This is a genomic window from Nostoc sp. C052 (assembly GCF_013393905.1).
Lineage (GTDB): Bacteria > Cyanobacteriota > Cyanobacteriia > Cyanobacteriales > Nostocaceae > Nostoc.
The window spans coordinates 7,086,766-7,105,453 of sequence record NZ_CP040272.1 but is presented as its reverse complement, the minus strand read 5'-3'; the positions used below and the strand labels follow the sequence as shown (position 1 = coordinate 7,105,453).

Below are 18,688 nucleotides of genomic sequence, written 5' to 3'. Positions count from 1 at the left end.
TCATGAGTCAGAGATCGCGCATTGTCTTAATTGTTGATGATTCGCCAGAAGATCGAGAACTCTATCGGCGGTATTTACTGCGTGATCAGGAATATTCCCATACCATTTTAGAGGCGACACTGGTTAAAGAAGGTCTAGAACTTTGGCAGCAACATCAGCCAGATGTGGTTTTACTTGATTATCGACTGCCCGATCTGGACGGACTGGAATTTCTGGCTCGGTTACAATCCTCACTGCAAGAGCCTTGCTTGCCTGTGATTATGGTAACGGGACAGGGTAATGAAGCGATCGCAGTTCAGGCGATGAAAGTCGGCGCACAAGATTATTTAGTCAAAGGGCAAATTACCCCGCAAGGGTTACACCTGGCAATAAATCGAGCGATCGCCAGTGTGCAGATGCGTACCCAACTGCAACAGCAAATTGAACGAGAACGCTTGACTAGACAAATCAGCCAGCAAATTCACCAATCACTGGAACTAGATCAAATTCTCCAAACCACTGTCAATGAGGTGCGCCAGTTTCTCCAGACCGATCGCGTCATTGTTTTTCAGTTAGACTCTGACATAAATGGCATCGTTGTCGCCGAATCTGTTGTCGGAGAATGGCGAGCAGTCCTATCTGCTAAAATCTATGACCCTTGCTTTGCAGATGGTTGTATAGAACCCTATCAGCAAGGGCGGATAATGGCAAAATCTGATATTTATGACGGCAGTCTTGCCCTTTGTCATGTGGAATTTCTCGCACAGTTTCAGGTACGGGCAAATTTGGTTGTTCCCATTTTGCGAGATGACCAATTGTGGGGACTTCTGATTGCCCATCATTGTACTGCCCCGCGATCGTGGCAGTTGATAGAAATTGAATTACTCCAACAACTTGCAGTTCACCTGGGAATTGCTCTCCAGCAAGCTAATGCTTATGCCCAACTAGAGCAGCAGAGTGAAGCCCGTTATCGTGCCATTGTTGAAGATCAAACAGAATTAATTGTTCGGTATTTACCCGATACCACCATTCAGTTTGTGAATAGCGCCTATTGTCGTTACTTTGGGCTAAAACCAGAGGAAATTATTGGTAAGAGTTTTCAACCTGTGATTTTTGCAGAGGATCGGGAAATGGTGACTCGGTTGGTAAATTCCATGAGTGCCGAAAATCCCACCATCACAATTGAGAACCGAGTCGTTGTCAACGGCGAAATTCGCTGGACTCAGTGGATTAACCGCATGATATTTAATCAACAAGGACAATGTACAGAATTTCAATCTGTGGGACGAGATATTACCAAGCTGAAAGAGGCAGAAGCCCAACTGCGTCATAGTAGTGAGCGTGTCAGTTTAGCCAATGCCGAATTAGCTAGAGCCGCCCGACTCAAAGACGAATTTCTGGCGAATATGAGTCATGAGTTGCGTACCCCTCTCAACTCAATTCTCGGATTATCTGAAGCCTTATTAGAGGAAGTGTTTGGCAGCTTAACCCCGAAACAAAGCCAGTTTTTACAGACTATCGAACAGAGTGGGGAACACTTACTGGCATTGATTAACGATATTTTAGACCTATCTAAAATTGAGTCAGGCAAGATGGAGATTGAATTACGTCCAGTCTCGCTTCATTCGATTTGTGAGTCTAGCCTCAATTTTGTCAACGAACAAGCTCGACAAAAACAAATTCAACTAACCTGCGAAATCGATCAAACCATCACCGAGATCGAAGCTGATGAACGTAGATTACTTCAGGTGTTGGTCAATTTGTTGACAAATGCAGTGAAATTTACGCCCGATGGAGGTCGCGTTAAGTTTGAAGTCAAGATGAATTCGCCACAGCAAGCCGTTGAATTTCGGGTAACTGATAACGGAATTGGGATTTCTCCAGAAAATTTAAGCCAGATATTTCAGCCGTTTATTCAGTTAGACAGTTCCCTGTCACGACGTTACACAGGAACCGGACTAGGATTATCGATTATCCAACGTATTGTCGATTTACATGGTGGCAGCGTCCACGTCGAGAGCGAGGTGGGACGAGGGAGTTGCTTTAGTGTCATGTTGCCGTGGCATCCCTTATTTAAACAAGATGACTCACCATTACCTGAAGCCCCATTGAACGAAGGTGAAATCCAAAAAGCTTTAGTGGTGGAAGATTCCGGTGTGGCTGCCAACCAAATTAAACGATATTTTGCGGAATTAGGCGCAACTACTGTAATTCACCCAGTTGGGGAAGGTGTCTTGAAAGTTGCTCTGCAAGTCAAACCAGATGTGATTGTGCTAGATATCTTGCTGCCTAATAGTTCTGGGTGGGAAGTATTAAGGGAGTTAAAAGCACATCCCCAGACTCAGAATATTCCGATTATTCTCATTTCAGTGGTGGATGAGCGATCGCGCATTTTAGAATTAGAATCTGCTGAATATCTTTTAAAACCTCTTTCGCGACAAAAGTTTTATCAAGCATTAAACCGGATTTTCGCAAAGGTTCAATCGCCCAACCCACAAGCTGCCATTGTCATTGCTGCGGCAGAATCAGCCCAAACCCCCAAAATTTTGTTAGCAGAAGACAATGAAGCCAACATCACTACGCTCATGAGTTACCTGGAGGCATATAATTTTCAGGTTATGCTTGCCCGCAATGGCTTAGAAGCCGTACAAATGGCTAAACAGCATCAGCCTCATCTCATCTTGATGGATATTCAAATGCCACAGATGGATGGATTAGAGGCAACCCGTCAAATTCGTGCCGATACCAAAACCCACTCAATTCCGATCATTGCTCTGACAGCTTTGGTCATGCCGGGAGATTTAGAACGGTGTGTAGAGGCGGGTGCAAACCACTACTTAGCCAAGCCGATAAAACTTAAGCAGTTATTGGAGATGATCGCCCAGCAACTCTCAAAAACTGACAATTAGCAATTATAATTCAACTTAATATTCCGCAGATATAGTAAAAAAACTAATATTTTTTAAACTCATATTTATTAATATAAAATTCACTAAAACACCCATAATAAAAAGCTCGTAGAGAAATTGTAGGTTGGGTGAAGCAAAGCGCAACCCAATACTTCTTGGTTAAGGGGAAAAGGGGAAAGGGAAAAGGGAAAGAAAAAACCTTTAATACTTACCCTTTAACCTTTACCCCAAACCCGATTCCGAGTTAAAAATGCTTAAGCGAGAAGTATTGAAGCGCAACCCAACAAATCTATGAAAATATTGGGTTTCGTTCCTCAACCCAAGCTGTGTCAAAGTTGAGTTTTAGGCTGAACTAAACTGTGTTGACTTATATCTATTTTACTTATTGAGTATATTTACAATTGTGATCACAGCGATCGCATTTAGTTTGTATATGTTCTGCCATTGGTCTAACATCATACTGAGTAAAAAAAATATCATTCAGACTGCAAAGTTTAGGGAGCAGAGAGAAAGAGGATTTTAATATTTTTACCTAGATGCCCACAATGATAACTAATGAATCAGACATCGCAATCCGAATTCAAAGGTGAGAATATAATAAGATTACAATCACCTATTTATAAGCTTTCCAGCAATTTAATTTCTCCTAAATGATTTAGAATTGCGATGACTATCTTCATCGATAATTTGTATTAATGAATAAATATTTATAGATTATTCTCTGGGAAAAGTGATATAAATTTGACAATTACTTAAAGAAAAAATTATACATTAAAATTATCAAACAAGTTAACGCAAAGTAGATGTAAAGAGCGATCCAATAAATTCTATCAAATATGGTAAAATCCTGGCATCATGAGGGTTCTAGGATTTCGTGAAAATGTCAATTTTTCTATGCCAACCTGCGGAAGGTGGGTTATCATCTACCTGATTAATTAATTCACAATGTCTCAGCAACAGCGCACTCTCTTAATTGTCGATGATTCCCCAGAAGATCGAGAACTCTATCGGCGGTATTTGCTGCGCGATCGCGAATCTTCTTACACTATCCTAGAAGCAGGGCTGGGACAACAAGGGCTAGAACTTTGGCAGCAACATCAGCCTGATGCTGTGTTGCTTGATTATCGACTGCCCGACATGGACGGACTGAAATTTCTGGCACAATTGCAACCCTCCACCCAACAGCCTTGCCTACCTGTGATTGTCGTCACCGGGCAGGGCAATGAGGCGATCGCAGTTAAGGCGATCAAAGCGGGCGCACAAGATTATATTGTCAAAGAGCAAATCACCCCAGAAGGGCTGCAAATATCAGTCAATGGGGCAGTTGAAACAGTCCGGCTACATACCCAACTACAACAGCGGATTGAACGAGAGCGCGTAGTCTCACATATTACCCAGAAAATTTACCAATCGCTGAATCTGGGTGAAATTCTTCAAACAACTGTAGCCGAAGTCAGAGAATTTCTGCACACCGATCGCGTCTTGGTTTTTCAGTTAAAACCTGATGGCGATGGCACAGTAATCGCAGAATCAGTTGGGGCAGAGTGGCGATCGCTGCTCTCCCAGACTATGTATGATCCCTGCCTCGCGGAGAACTACCTTGCATGGAATCCGTCGGAAACTGTCAGCTACGATACCGCCTTTGTCGAGAATTATATCCAACGCTATCGTCAGGGTTATGTAACGGCAATATTTGATATTCAGGATAGTAGTATTGATCCCTGCCACGTTGAATTGTTGGCTCAGTTTCAAGTAAAAGCTAATCTGGTCGTGCCGATTATTTACGATGACCACTTTTGGGGGTTGCTAATTGCTCATAACTGTGCAATTCCTCGAAGGTGGCAACCTTTAGAGATCGACTTGCTCAAAGAACTGGCGATTCAAGTTGGCATTGCAATTCGACAGGCGGAACTCTATCAGCAAGCACAGAATGAACTGACCGAGCGCAGACGGGTAGAAGCAGAATTACGGGAGAGCGAAGAATGGCTGCGATTGTCACTGTCAGCCTCTCGGATGGGAACATGGAACTGGAACATCCAGACGGGAAAAATTTCCTGGTCGGATAACCTGGAAGCCTTATTTGGACTACAACCAGGAGAATTTGACGGCTCATTCGAGATGTTTGCCGCGCGAGTCCACCCTGACGATCGCGATCGCGTGCTGGCAGCCGTCGATCGTGCTATCGTCACTGGCGAAGACTATGACATTGAATTTCGGGTAGTCTATCCCAATGGTACTACTCGCTGGGCACTGAGCCAGGGCAAGGTGCTATACAACCAACACGGGCAACCAATTCAGATGGCTGGTATCGATCTAGATATCACCGAACGCAAACAGTCAACCGAAGCTCTGCGCGAGAGTGAAGAACGTTTTCGACAGCTTGCAGAAAATATTGATGCGGTGTTCTGGATCAAAGAAGTGTTGGAAAATCGAGTTAGCTATGTCAGTCCTGCATATAAAAAACTGTGGGGATTGAACCCGCAGGAATTGTATCAAGGACAACAAGCATGGGTCGATCGTATTCACCCAGAGGATCGAGAAGCGACAGACAGAGCGTTTCATGAAAAAGCTGTCGCAGGTAAATTTGATGAAGAATATCGAATTATTTTACCCGATGGTACTTTACGCTGGGTTCACGATCGCTGTTTTCCCCTGCGAGATGAAGCAGGAGAAATTTATCGGTTTGCCGGGATTGCCGAAGACATCAGCGATCGCAAACAGGTAGAGCAAGCTTTGCGAAACAGTGAAGAACGCCTGCAAATGGCACTGGAAGGTTCTGGTGGCGGTCTATGGGATTGGAACATTGTTACCAATGAAGATTATTTAAGTTCCAGATGGCTGGAAATGCTGGGATATGAAAAAGGAGAGTTACCGGATGACTTTAGCAGTTGGGAGCGACTAATTCATCCTGACGATAAAGTTTGGGTAATGGAACGGTTGAATGCCCATCTTCAGGACGATTCGGTGTCTTACAAATTTGAATATCGGATGTTAACCAAGTCTGGGGAGTGGAAATGGATTGCCAACTACGGAAAAGTGGTTTTGCGCGATCAACAGGGCAATCCCCTGCGAATGGCAGGCATTCATCATGATGTCACAGATCGCAAACAGGCAGAGCTTGCTTTGCGAAAGAGTGAAGAACGCTTCCGCACATCGGTTGAAAATATGCTGGACTGCTTTGGGGTATATCGCACTGTGCGGAATGAGCAGGGGCAGATTGTCGATTTTGTGACTGAATATGTCAATAATGCGGCTTGTCTCAACAATCAAATGACTTATGAGCAGCAGATTGGGCAGGGGTTGTGTAAATTACTACCAGGGCATCGGGAAAGTGGATTGTTTGATGAATATTGCCAGGTAGTAGAAACAGGACAACCGCTGATTAAAGACAGTTTAGTTTATGAAGATGAGTACGGAGAACAACGCTTAGTTAGAGCCTTTGATATCCGCGTAGCTAAATTTGGAGATGGATTTGTTGCCACTTGGCGAGATATCACCGTTCGCCAACAAACCGAAGAAGCCTTGCGCCAGAGTGAAGAATTTAAAAACCGTATTTTAGATAGTAGTTCTGACTGCATCAAGGTATTAAGCCTCGACGGGCGGCTCCTGTATATGAATACAGGTGGACTATGTTTGATGGAAATTGAAGACTTAAATTCCTATCTGAATATTGAATGGCTCTGTTTATGGGAAGACGGCTATCGGCAACAAGCAGAGCAGGCACTCGCTGCTGCTAAAACAGGTGAAGTCAGCATTTTTCGCGGATACTGCCCAACTGTAAAAGGCACTCCCAAATGGTGGGAAGTGGTCGTTAGCCCGATTGTAGATGCTTCCGGGCAGTTGGAACGAATCTTATTGATTTCACGAGACATCACTGAGCGCAAAAAGACAGAACTCCTATTGCAGGAGAGCGAAGCCCGGTTGAAACTGGCGTACAAAGCGACGCGATCGGGAGTATGGGATTGGGACGTTACCCGCAACATAGCTCATGTCTCTGAAGAGTACTGCAATCTCTTGGGGTTTGACCCAACTACACAGGAAGTCACCTTTGAACAGTGGTTAAACCGCTTGCACCCAGACGATCGCAACTCTGCCAATGAAATAGTGAATCATACTATTCAGCAACAGCAAGAGTATTATGAAACTGATTACCGCATTTTACACCCTGATGGCATTCGCTGGTTAGCAGCTAGAGCGAAGGTTTTCTATGATGCTGTGGGCAATGGGGTAAGGATGCTGGGCAACGTGCAAGATATCACCGATAGCAAACAGGTACAGGAAGAATTACGGCAAAGTGAAGAACGCTACCGCTACCTAGCGGAGGCGATTCCGCAACTTGTTTGGACTTGTAATGCCAGTGGTTCGTGCGATTACGCCAATCAAAGATTGTGTGACTATACCGGATTGACCTTTGAACAGATTTTAGGAAATGGTTGGATATCAGCCGTTCATCCAGACGATAGACAAGCAGCTCAATCTATGTGGAATAATGCTGTGGATCGTCGCAGTAGCTATCGCCACGAATACCGCTTTAAAAGAGCTGCTGATAGCAGCTACCGTTGGCATTTGGTACTAGGACTGCCGCTAAAAGACCAACATGGACACGTGGTGAAATGGTTTGGCACCTGCACAGATATTCACGATCAAAAGGAACTAGAAGTTGAACGCAATCGCCTACTTGCCCAAGAGCAAGCAGCCAGAGCAGAAGCCGAACGCGCCAATCGGATCAAAGATGAGTTTTTGGCCGTTCTCTCCCATGAATTGCGATCGCCTCTTAACCCAATTCTCGGCTGGACAAAACTGCTACAAACCCGCAAATTTAATGAAACCAAAACAGCCGAAGCTTTAGCCACCATTGAACGCAACGCCAAATTGCAAACTCAACTGATTGATGACTTACTTGATGTCGCCAAGATTCTGCGCGGCAAACTCAGCATCGAGGCTACTCCTGTGAATCTAGCATCTGTCATTGAATCTGCCATCGACACGGTAAGTACAGCAGCCATTGCCAAATCAATTCTGTTGCATCCGGTACTACCGAACATTGGGCAAGTCTCTGGAGATCCTAACCGCCTGCAACAGATCGTTTGGAATTTACTTTCTAACGCGATCAAGTTTACCCCTAACGGAGGACGGGTAGAAATTCGACTAGAGCTAGTCGATAATCAGGCACAGATTACCGTCAGTGATACTGGCAAAGGCATTAACCTTGAGTTTCTCCCGCATATTTTTGAGTCATTCCGTCAAGAAGATGTATCGGTTACTCGCAAGTATGGGGGATTAGGATTGGGGTTAGCGATCGTCCGGCAGTTGGTTGAGGCTCACGGTGGCACCATCACGGCTGATAGTCCAGGTGAAGGCTTGGGAGCCACTTTTACAGTCCAGTTGCCACTGCTGAATATTGAACCGGAAATCAAGCAGCCAGATGAGTTGCCACAACCAGCACTCGAACTTACGGGTATTCGAGTTCTCACAGTTGATGATGATGCCGATGCCCGTGAGTTATTAACAGTATTACTTACTGAGTACGGAGCAGAAGTCTTGACTGTTGCCTCTGCGGCAGAAGTTTTAGCAAACCTAGAATCTTTTCAACCCGATGTTTTAGTCAGTGATATTGGGATGCCCGAAGTCGATGGTTATTCCCTGATTCAACAGATTCGCACCTTAACGCCTGAAAAAGGGGGAGAAATTCCTGCGATCGCTTTGACTGCTTATGCCAGAGTTGATGATTACGAGCGAGTTATAACCAGTGGTTATCAACGACACGTTACCAAACCCCTCGATCCAGAAGAGTTAGTTCAAGCTGTGGTAGCACTGGTACACAGTAAACCATCTCATTCCTCAAAATGATTCGGTTTAACTCTTTTTAACTACTTATCTGTGGTTTAATTGATTGTATCATAGTGCATTAAGCGAAAGAGACGTAGCACTAAGTCTCTACATTATTTTTTGGTGCTTCCCATGCAGAGTATGAGAACGAGATGATGAACTAGTGAAATCGTAAATCGGAAGGCTATTTACTATATCTATGTGGTGGAGTTCTTTCAAAAAGCAGCCAAATGTGGTGATGTGGTGTTGTTCTACATATCCTAAGCTTTATATAGAAAACAGTTCAATGCTTAATTGAACCTCGAATTTATTGTCTGATATAACATTTTTTTAGTAAACAAATCTCTTGCAAAATTTTCTTCACGCGTTAGAATAACGAAATTTTGCAAGAGGTCTAATCATGAAACCATTTCTGTTTGTAACAGACCTAGATGATACCCTCGTATATCGCACCGTCGGCGATGATAGCGCTTTACCAGAACTGAATCAACTGCTGAAGAGACATCGCCAAGAATACGGGACTAAAATTGTTTATTCTACTGGGCGATCGCCTGTACTTTACAAAGAACTCCAAGCTCAAAAAAATCTTTTGCAACCAGATGCCCTCGTCCTTTCTGTGGGTACTGAAATTTACCTCAATGGTACTGATACACAAGATTCAGATTGGGCAGAAATCTTATCTCCGGGATGGGAACGCGAAGCAATATTATCTGTTACGGAGAAATACCATGACTTAGTACGGCAACCAGATTCAGAACAGCGTCCTTTCAAAGTCAGCTTCTTTTTAAAACAAAAAGCATCTGCGAATGTTCTACCACAACTTGAAGCGGAGTTGCAAAAATATAAATTAAATGTAAAGTTAATCTACAGTAGCGATATAGACCTTGACATTGTACCCCGCACCAGCGATAAAGGTCAAGCAATGCAATTTTTACGCCAGAAGTGGAAATTTGCAGCAGAACAAACAGTTGTCTGTGGTGATTCAGGTAATGATATTGCTTTATTTGCTGTAGGCAACGAACGGGGAATCATTGTGGGGAATGCCCGCAAAGAGTTACTCCAATGGCACAATGAGTATCCCGCAGACTACCGCTACCTGGCAAAAGGTTTTTGTGCAGGTGGAATTATCGAAGGCTTACATTATTTTGGTCTCTTGTAATGATTAGTTATTTAAAAGGTATAGTCGCTGGTATCCAAACAATTGGCGCTAATCGCGTGATTCTGACTCTGGAAGTGAATGGCTTGGGGTATGATTTGCAAGTTCCCCAACGGCTAGCCAATCAGTTACCAGAGTCAGGAGGAGTGGCGCAAATTTTTACCCATTTGCAAATTCGGGAAGAAGTGCCCTTTCTATATGGCTTTGCTTCCCCAGCCGAACGCGATTTATTTCGCCACTTGCTGACTGTCACAGGGATTGGTGCAGCCTTAGCGATCGCCCTTTTGGACACTCTGGAACTACCAGATTTAGTCCAAGCAATTATCGCTGGCAATACACAAATCCTCATTCAGGCTCCAGGTGTGGGCAAAAAAATCGCTGAACGCATCTGTTTGGAACTGAAAAGCAAATTGGTCGAGTGGCGTAAATCAGCCGGGTTCTTCGTCGCCACAGGCGGGCCTGCACCAGGAATTCTCGAAGAGGTGCAAATGACCCTCTTCGCCTTGGGATACACTGCCCATGAGGTCAGTCACGCCCTGCACGTAGTCAGCGAAGACATCGGACTACCCAAAGATGCTTATGTCGAAGACTGGATTAAACAAGCGATCGCTCATCTCAGTAGCGAACAAGTTTAATTGTCATTGGTCATTGGTCATTTGTCATTAGTTATTTCTTATTCTCCCCCTGCCCCCCTTATGCCCACTGACCAAAAACAACTCATAATACAAGTCCCTAAATTTATTTATTATTTATAGGGATCATTAATTTTGAATTTTGTTAGCGTAGCGTTAGCGAATCTGTGAGCGTCATTTTGAATTTTGAATTCGGAGCGAAGCGACGCGAACCTTATGCCTGGCTAGAACAGTCCTTAGCAACAATTCATCGGGCAGACTGGTATCGTTCAGTACAACCTATCGATGGTCGTCCGGGTGCAACGGTGGTTTTAGCTGGGCAAGAGGTAATTAATTTTGCCAGCAATGACTATTTGGGATTGGCTGGGGATGAGCGGTTGATGGCAGCGGCGACGGCTGCGATCGCCCAATTTGGCACTGGTAGTACTGGTTCTAGATTACTCAGTGGGCATCGAGAATTACACAGGGAGTTAGAGGAGGCGATCGCATCTACCAAACAAACAGAAGATGCCTTGGTATTTAGTTCCGGGTATCTAGCCAATTTGGGTGCAATTACTGCTTTGGTAGGCAAGCGTGATTTAATTTTCTCTGACCAGTACAATCATTCCAGTCTGAAAAATGGAGCGATTCTCAGCGGTGCAGCATTTGTAGAATACCCGCACTGTGATGTAGAAGTCTTAAAAACTCACTTGAGTCAACAGCGGCAAAATTACCGACGCTGTTTGATTCTTACTGATAGTGTCTTTAGCATGGATGGCGATTTATGTCCATTGCCTGCACTATTGGATCTTGCTGATGAATTTAGCTGTATGCTACTAGTCGATGAAGCTCATGCCACTGGCGTACTAGGAAAAACTGGCGCTGGGTGTGTGGAACATTTTGGATGTACGGGAAAGCCATTAATTCAAATTGGCACCTTAAGTAAAGCTTTGGCTAGTTTAGGTGGGTATGTGGCAGGAAGTAGCGCCCTAATCGACTTTTTGCGAAACCGCGCACCTACTTGGATTTACACCACTGGGCTTTCACCTGCTGATACGGCGGCAGCCTTAGCGGCAATCAAGATAGTGCAACAAGAACCGCAACGCCGGAACAAATTGTGGGAAAACGTACATTACTTGAAAAGTTTGCTGCAACAACAGTTACCCAATCTAAAATTACTGCCTTCAGAATCACCAATATTATGTTTTCAATTGCCTAGTGCCAAAGATGCCCTCCAAGCTGGAAAACAGCTAAGAAATGCTGGCATTTTTGCCCCAGCAATTCGTCCTCCCACAGTGCCCACAAGTCGGATCAGAATATCTTTAATGGCAACTCACGAAGCAGTGCATATTGAAAAATTGGTAGCAGTACTGAAAGATTAATTGAAGATAGTCTTATCGATGCCGAACTAACTAAGGAACGTGGATTAAATAAGATGCAAAACTCATCCAGTCTCTAGCTTCCCTCTCCAATATATCGGAGAGGCATTGAGGGTGAGATAAACCAGAGACAAAAATTGTATGTTATTTAATTTTTATTCCTAACTGAGCATTGTGTCATAGCAAAAGTAAGATAAAATACTTTGAAATTTCAGATGTTGCATTAATTTATGAATTTCATCAAAGTATATACTCTGACAGCATTATTTTCAGCATTCACACTTATTCAGGCAACTCGTGCTAATGCTATTACTGCGCCACCACTTGAAACACAAGTCAAACAAGTAACACAGTGGTTTACTGGTTTGTTCGATAACTCCCAACAAGTGACAGCTAACCCTTCAGTTCCACCGATCACTCTGTCAAGTTGTAGTGTAGAATTGACCAATACAAACCCTGTAGCTGGAACACAGAATATTTATCTTGAGCAAAAAAGTATTAATCGCTTCCGTCTTTATTCTTTTAGCCAAGAGAATTCAGCAGTAAATCTCAGCATTCGTGCCTTTGATACAAACTATTCTGTTACAGGATTATGTAATCGACCAGAGTCGGAACATACTCTTGACTCTAGCAAGGTTTTAGCAACAAGCTGCAATTTGCAACTTTTGTGGGAACCGACTGACTACATTGGAAATAACTCTCCTAATGGCTGTCCAACAAGTTCTGGTGGTAAGGTGATTTCTAGTGTAACTGTCTTTGAAAATGGTATCGACTCTTTAGACGAGATTTTTGGAGCCAATGGTAATTTGCTTTTCGGTACGCCGATTGAGTTTCGCCGAGTTGACTCTATTCCTGAACCCTCTTTCACATTAGGAATACTAGCTATAGGTTTTTGGGGTACAAGCAAAACAATTTTACGCAAACATAAACAAAAATCAACAGTCAGCTAAGAGTCTCTGTCTAATTGCGATTTATTTTAATTCACCCACATCTTTTAGTCAAATTTGGTGTTGGAGATGGAAGCAAAAGATATATCGGATATTTAAAATCATCTTTGTTTTGGCATTTATCATAAACTTGGATTACAGCATTTCTTTAAATTGAGTATTATATCATCAGCAAACCAATGTTATGAATGAAGGTTAATGATAAGTTCTCACTTTTATTACTATATAACCGAGTAATTAACCTCTAACGAAAGAAGTTTTTTTAATAAATAAAAATCTATCTGTAGATAAGTTACCAAAACTTGCAAGCTAGCTTAGGGTATATAAAGCCTATGCAATAAGTATTGGTTGTTCCAAGAACTTTTCATGCCCCATATTCATTATTCTCAATTAGTGCGTTACAGCATTGCTGTATTAATTGTCACATCTGCATTAATGCTAATGTTGATGCTAGACCCCTGGTTAAGCATGAGTGGAACTCCTTTTTTGCTATTTTTTAGCGCTGTCATGCTGAGTGCTTGGTATGGTGGTTTGAAATCAGGGCTATTGGCAACCTCCTTGTCTGCGTTACTGAGCAATTACTTCTTTCTCCCGCCAGTTTTTGAGCTAAGTTTTGACCTCTCAAATTGTGTGAGAATTGGTTTGTTTGCATTACAAGGATTGCTCTTTAGTATCATCTGTGAGGCATTAAAGACTGCTAAAAAACGGGCTGATGAAAATTTCCAAAAGCTGAGAGTTAGTGAAGAACGATTTCGATTAGCGTTAAGTAGTTCAGATATCACAATCTTTCAGCAGGATCGTGATTTACGATACCAGTGGATTCATAATCCTCAAGGTCTAGACACTGCTGAAGAAATGCTAGGTAAGTCTGATGATGAATTATTTCCAGCTATAGTAGCAGAACAATTGAGGGCAATTAAGCTGAAGGTAATAGAGACTGGCGTTTCAGCCCGTGAAGAGGTTTATCTGACAGCTTGTGGAGAAGACCGTTATTATGATTTGCTAGTTGAACCGCTAAGGGATGTAGATAATCGCATTCAGGGTATTACCTGTGCAGGTGTGAATATTACTGAACGCAAGCAAGCAGAACTAGAAAAAGCCAGGTTGCACCAGGAACTTCAGCAAGCTATTCAGCAAAAAGACGAATCTCTGGCGTTACTCAATGCTTGGCTTACTAGTTCACCTGTGGCGCTGGCTTTTCTCGATACTGAACTTCGTTACATTTATGCTAATGAAACCCTGGCTGCTATTAACGGTGTACCGCAAAATCAACATATTGGTCGCACCTTTAGGGAAGTATTACCGGAATGGGCGGCACAAATTGAGCCTGTTTTTGAGCAAGTGATGGAATCTAGACAGCCCTTACTTGACCAAGAAGTGAACGGTGAAACCTATCCGCCTGGGGTATATCGTTATGGTCTTGTCAGCTATTGTCCGGTGTGTTTGCCAGATGGGCAGTTGTTGGGAGTGGGCATTAGTTCAATTGATATTACTCAACTCAAACAAACTGAGCAAGCATTACGCGAAAGCGAAGCGAAGTTTCGTAGCGTAGTTGAGTCCAATATGATTGGTATTGGCTTCTGGGATAGAGACGGTAGAATTACAGATGCTAACGATGCCTTGCTGAATATGGTGGGTTATACCCGTGAAGAATTAGTTTCTGGAAAAATTAATTGGCAAAAATTGACTCCTACAGAATATCTGCCACTCGATAAGGAAGCACTAACTGAATTTCAAGACAGTTTCTTTTGCACACCATATCAAAAAGAATATGTCCGTAAAGACGGCTCACGCTTACCAATTTTGGCAGGTGGTAGCCATTTTGAAGGGACTGTAGATCGAGGAGCTTTTTTTGTTCTCGATATTACAGAACGCAAGCAGGCTGAAGAAAGACTGCGCTATATTGCCCAAGTTAGTAGTTTACTCTCGACTTCACTAGATTACGAACAAACCTTAGAACAGATTGCCAAAATCTCAGTTCCCCAGCTTGCGGATTGGTGTAGCGTAGACATTTTAAATGAAGATGGTTCCATTCGCCGCCTACCCATTACCCATGCAGACCCATCAAAAGCGGAGTTGGCGCGTAAACTTCAAGAGTATGCAACAGATTACAAGGGTACAAGTGCGATCACTAGAGTATTGCGAACTGGACAAAGTGAATTAATCTCAGAGTTATCTGACTCGCTATTAGTCACAAGTACTCAAAATCAGGAACACTTAGAACTTGTTCGGCAATTGGGGATGAAGTCTGTGATGATTGTGCCGTTAATCACACAAGGGCGAATACTTGGCACTATCACCTTTGTCAGCACTCGATCAGACCGCCGCTACGATCGCACTGACCTAACTTTAGCAACAGAGATTACCCATCGTGCAGCCTTAGCAATAGAAAATTCCCGACTTTATCGAGATATCAACCAGGCTTTAATCCATTATGCTGAATCTCTATCTCTTTTGGATGCGCTACTCGCAGCTGCTCCTGTTGCCGTATGCTTTTTAGATCGCCAACTGCGATATATCAGAATTAATCAGGTTTTTGCTGACATTAACGGTTTGACTATCGAAGAACATCTAGGACGCAAATTTAAGGAAGTGTTACCAGCGATGGCTGCTGAGTTTGAGCAACAGTTACAACGCGTATTAGAAACTGGAGAACCCCTACTGAATGTCGAAATCAGCGGTGAGACAAGGGAACGACCAGAACGTTACGGCTACTGGCTAGGCAATTATTATCCAGTCAACAACGCAATGGGTGAAACGGTAGGAATTGGAATTATTTTGGCAGATGTGACAGCAGCAAAGCAAACAGAAGTTGCTTTGCGAGAAGGTGAAGAAAAGTTCCGGGCAATGTTTGACCAGGCAGCTGTTGGTATTACTTTAGTAGCTTTGGATGGACGATTTATTCAGGTGAATCCTGCCCTCTGTGAGATTACTGGGTATAGCCATGAAGAGTTAATCCAAATGAACTTCCAAGAAATTACCCACCCTGACGATTTAGCTGTTGATTGGGAAAATGCTCGGCGAGTTTTAGCAAAGGAAATTAGTGGTTATTCCCTTGAGAAACGCTACATCCGCAAAGATGGTTCTATCGTTTGGGTAAACCTGACTTCGTCAGCAGTTTGGGATGCTAACGGACAGCCAAATTATGCATTAGGGATTATTGAAGATATTAGCGAACGCAAACGAGTTGAAGCCACCCAAAACTTTTTAGTCGAAGCCAGCACCTTACTAGCTGCGTCATTAGATTATGAAATTGCCTTAAAAAGTGTGGCGAATCTGGCAGTTCCTACCTTAGCTGACTGGTGTATTGTAGATGTTTTTCAAGAAGATTGGTCAAGTAAACAAATTGCGATCGCAATTGCCGATCCCACAAAACTAAATATTTTAGACGAAATCCGACTGCGCTATCGACCCCAAACCAGAGCCAAACAGCTTGTACAGCAGCTACAGCTAGGAATATCTGTCTTTTTCCCCGAATTATCAAACTCTCATTTGGTAGAGATATCAGAAGATGACGAACATCTGCAATTGCTGCGAAGTCTAGGTATGCGTTCTCTAATGGTGATTCCAGTTCGTTCTCGCGGGCAATTATTTGGATCGATCTCTTTTTTTACAGCCGAGTCAGGCCGGTATTACCAACAAACAGACTTGGCTTTAGCAGAAGATATTGCTCGACGGGCAGCGACGGCCATCGACAATGCTAGACTCTACCAAGAAACTCAACAGGCAAAACAGGCCGCTGAAAGGTCTGTCAATCGCACCATACTTTTACAAAGAATAACTGCTGCCCTCTCAGAAGCCCTAACTCCCCAACAAGTGGCTGATGTCGTGGTGAACCAAGGGATTTCCACCTTGGAAGCTACTGGTGGTTCTGTTGTCTTACTTGATCAACTCGGTAGTAATTTAAAGGTTGTGCAAGCAATTGGCTATCCCCAATCACTCATTGATACCTGGGCAAGTTTTCCCATCACCGCGCCTAACCAAATAGCGGAAACAGTTAGAACTAGGCAACCAATTTTTGTCGAAAATTTAGCAACCATGATTGCTAGATATCCGAGTTTAACAGATGTTGTTACCCTCACCGGAAATAATGCCTGGGCTTCCATTCCCTTGATTGCAGAAGGCAAAGTAATTGGGGCATTGGGATTAAGCTTTACCACTGTCCAAATATTTACCGAAGAAGACCGGGGATTTATGTTGACACTGGGACAACAATGTGGTCAAGCGATCGCTCGCGCTCAACTTTACGAAGCTGAAAAGACTGCCAGGGCACAAGCCGAGACAGCCAACCGGATTAAGGATGAATTTCTGGCTGTCCTTTCCCATGAACTCCGAACTCCTTTGAATCCAATTTTAGGATGGGCAAAGTTACTCAGAACCCGCAAGTTTGACGAAGCCACTAAAATCCGGGCATTAGAAACAATCGAGCGGAATGCCAAATTACAAACCCAATTGATTGGAGATTTACTTGATGTTTCGCGGATTTTACAAGGTAAAGTTAGCTTAAATCTCTATGCAGTCGATTTGAAAGTAGCGATCACAGCTGCATTAGAAACGGTGCGTTTAGCAGCAGAAGCCAAATCAATTCAAATTCAAACAGTATTAAGTAATGATATCGGCAAAGTTCTGGGTGATAGCGATCGCTTGCAACAAGTGATGTGGAATCTCCTTTCCAATGCCGTGAAATTTACCCCCACAGACGGACTTGTAGAAGTACATCTCAAACAAGTTGGGTTAGATGCCCAAATCCAGGTAATTGATACAGGTAAAGGAATCAGCCCGGAATTTTTGCCCTACGTCTTTGACTACTTCCGACAAGCAGATGCTAAAACAACCAGAGTCTTTGGTGGACTGGGATTAGGACTGGCCATTGTGCGCCATCTAGTAGAACTTCATGGTGGGACAGTTCAAGCAGAGAGTCTGGGAGATGGACTTGGGGCTACCTTTACAGTCAGCCTACCTTTGCTGAAAAATTCTGAGTTGCGAGTCAGTAGTAGTGAGCCTTCTCAACCAGAACTCAGTAATGACGACACATTACTTGCGGGAGTGCAAATACTGCTTGTGGACGATCAAGCTGATGTGCGAGAGTTTTTTAGCTTTGTGCTGGAACAATATGGCGCGACGGTAACAGCAGTTGAATCAGCAGATGAAGCATTGCAAACATTAGTGCAATCATCGCCAGATATTTTGTTAAGCGATATTGGAATGCCCTTAATGGATGGCTATATGTTGCTGCGCGAGGTGAGAAAATTACCACCAGATCAAGGCGGACAAATTCCCGCGATCGCATTGACAGCTTATGCTGGAGAAATTAATTATAACCAAGCAATGGCCGCCGGATTTCAAAAACACCTACCTAAGCCAGTTGATCCGGTAGATTTAGCTACAGCGATCGTTAATCTCATTGGGGACAACTAACCAAATCAACTTGTGGCATGGGCATCTTGTCACTGGTGTCAATTTAAGCTGAAACCCCTTTAAAACCTCGTTTCTAGCCTCAGGCTGGAAATGCAACTCAAAACGCCAGTAAGGGAGGCGGAGCCTCAACGACGGGCATTCCCAGTCGGAAACTGGGAATGAGGCAACGAGACTGAATTGTGAATTGATTTATCTCTCTTCATAAATTTGCCGTTTGACAATTGATGTTATAAATTAGTGCTCAGGTTTTAACCAGAAATTTATTTACCAATGAAAACCCAACAGATCAGTTCAACGACACCAGAAAATAGACCCACTAAGACTAAAAAACAGTCTTTTCCTGGTATGAATATTGGTAGTCCTAAAGTACCATTCCGCAAATACCAGAAAATATCACAACAGTATGAATTACTCAGTGATTGGGAACATGCAAGTTAATTTAGTAACATACTTAGATTGA

At 43.3% G+C, this 18,688-nt stretch carries 8 protein-coding genes; all 8 read left to right on the top strand.

The window, feature by feature from the left end; genetic code table 11:
• Window positions 1-2 precede the first annotated feature (2 nt).
• On the top strand, window positions 3-2,888 hold the full coding sequence (locus FD723_RS29400; protein WP_179068502.1) for a response regulator: 2,886 nt from the start codon (window positions 3-5) through the stop codon (window positions 2,886-2,888).
• A 945-nt stretch (window positions 2,889-3,833) separates the two neighbouring features.
• Window positions 3,834-8,738, top strand: a complete 4,905-nt coding sequence (locus tag FD723_RS29395) for a PAS domain-containing protein (protein WP_179068501.1) — start codon at window positions 3,834-3,836, stop codon at window positions 8,736-8,738.
• A 379-nt stretch (window positions 8,739-9,117) separates the two neighbouring features.
• On the top strand, window positions 9,118-9,876 hold the full coding sequence (locus FD723_RS29390; RefSeq protein WP_179068500.1) for a sucrose-phosphate phosphatase: 759 nt from the start codon (window positions 9,118-9,120) through the stop codon (window positions 9,874-9,876).
• Window positions 9,876-10,508, top strand: coding sequence for a Holliday junction branch migration protein RuvA (gene ruvA, locus FD723_RS29385; protein WP_109007998.1), 633 nt, complete (start codon window positions 9,876-9,878; stop codon window positions 10,506-10,508). Before FD723_RS29390 ends, ruvA begins: the two co-directional genes overlap by 1 nt.
• 176 nt (window positions 10,509-10,684) lie before the next feature.
• Window positions 10,685-11,866 (top strand): 8-amino-7-oxononanoate synthase, encoded by a 1,182-nt coding sequence (bioF, locus tag FD723_RS29380; RefSeq protein ID WP_179068499.1) that lies wholly within the window; start codon window positions 10,685-10,687, stop codon window positions 11,864-11,866.
• Window positions 11,867-12,093: 227 nt separating this feature from the next.
• Window positions 12,094-12,813: a chromophore lyase CpcT/CpeT gene (locus FD723_RS29375; protein WP_179068498.1), complete on the top strand. Its 720-nt coding sequence runs from the start codon at window positions 12,094-12,096 to the stop codon at window positions 12,811-12,813.
• 363 nt (window positions 12,814-13,176) lie between these two features.
• Window positions 13,177-18,228, top strand: coding sequence for a PAS domain S-box protein (locus tag FD723_RS29370; RefSeq protein WP_179068497.1), 5,052 nt, complete (start codon window positions 13,177-13,179; stop codon window positions 18,226-18,228).
• Between the two features lie 270 nt (window positions 18,229-18,498).
• Window positions 18,499-18,666, top strand: a complete 168-nt coding sequence (locus FD723_RS29365; RefSeq protein WP_179068496.1) for a hypothetical protein — start codon at window positions 18,499-18,501, stop codon at window positions 18,664-18,666.
• Window positions 18,667-18,688 lie beyond the last annotated feature (22 nt).